The organism is Alcanivorax sp. HI0044 (genome assembly GCF_001634945.1).
This window is the reverse complement of the sequence record NZ_LWEZ01001960.1, coordinates 1-1036: the sequence shown is the minus strand read 5'-3', so window position 1 is coordinate 1036 and position 1036 is coordinate 1. Positions and strand designations below refer to the sequence as shown.

The window sequence follows — 1036 nt, the reverse complement described above, 5'->3', positions numbered from 1 at the left end:
GTGGTGCTGTCTTCCGGTGAAGAGATCGACACCAAGACCGTGATCGTGGCCACCGGTGCCAAATGGCGCGAACTGGGTGTGCCCGGTGAGAAGGAAAACATCGGTAATGGTGTGGCTTATTGCCCGCACTGCGATGGGCCTTTCTTCAAGGGCAAGGATGTGGCGGTGATCGGTGGCGGTAACTCCGGCATTGAAGCCGCACTGGACCTGGCCGGTATCGTTAAATCCGTGAACGTGTTCGAGTTCATGCCCGAGCTGAAGGCCGACAAGGTGCTGGTGGACAAGGCGGAAAGTAAAGCCAATGTCACCATCCACAAAAATGTGGCCACCAAACAGATCACGGCCAGCAATGGCAAGGTGGATGCCATTGAGTACGTGGACCGCGAGACAGAGCAAGTGCATACCCTGCCGCTGCACGGTGTGTTCGTTCAGATCGGTCTGGTGCCCAATAGTGATTTTCTGGAGGGTGTGGTCGAGCGTAGCCGGTTTGGTGAAATCGAAATCAACGAGAAATGCCAGACCTCAGAGGAAGGCATTTACGCCGCCGGTGACGTGACCACGGTGCCGTACAAGCAGATTGTTATCAGCATGGGCGAAGGCTCCAAGGCTTCCCTGGCGGCCTTTGAATACCTGATGACCCAGGGCGACCGGCTGGATGCCCTGTACGAAAATGGCAAAGACGAGCAGAAGGAAGCTGCCGTTGCCTGACCCCGCTGGCGCTCACCAGCTGTAAGCCAAAAAGCCACCGCGGATGCGGTGGCTTTTTGGTTTGGGGATAGGCGGTTACTGAGCCTTTGCCAGAAACGGTGGATAGTGTTTTGGGATCGGTATTCTTCACCTCCCCTGTACGGCTCGCACCTCATGCTAAAGATCCCTTATGGAAGGACATGCGCGTGAAAATCGGGATCATCCTTGGCGACCAGCTCAGCCTGCATTTGCCGACGCTGGGAGCATTAGACCCAGACCAGGACAGACTGGTGATGGCCGAACTGCGTGACGAAGCCACTTATGTAAAACATCACCAGCAGAAGATTGT

2 protein-coding genes are annotated in these 1036 nt (G+C 55.9%); both read left to right on the top strand.

Translation table 11 applies throughout. The features are described 5' to 3' along the window. Positions 1-708, top strand: a 708-nt coding sequence (locus tag A3730_RS29050) for an FAD-dependent oxidoreductase (protein WP_197477747.1), incomplete at its 5' end; no start/stop codon positions are given. 179 nt (positions 709-887) lie between these two features. Further along, on the top strand, positions 888-1036 hold a 149-nt coding region (locus A3730_RS30075; protein WP_231884091.1), incomplete at its 3' end, for a cryptochrome/photolyase family protein.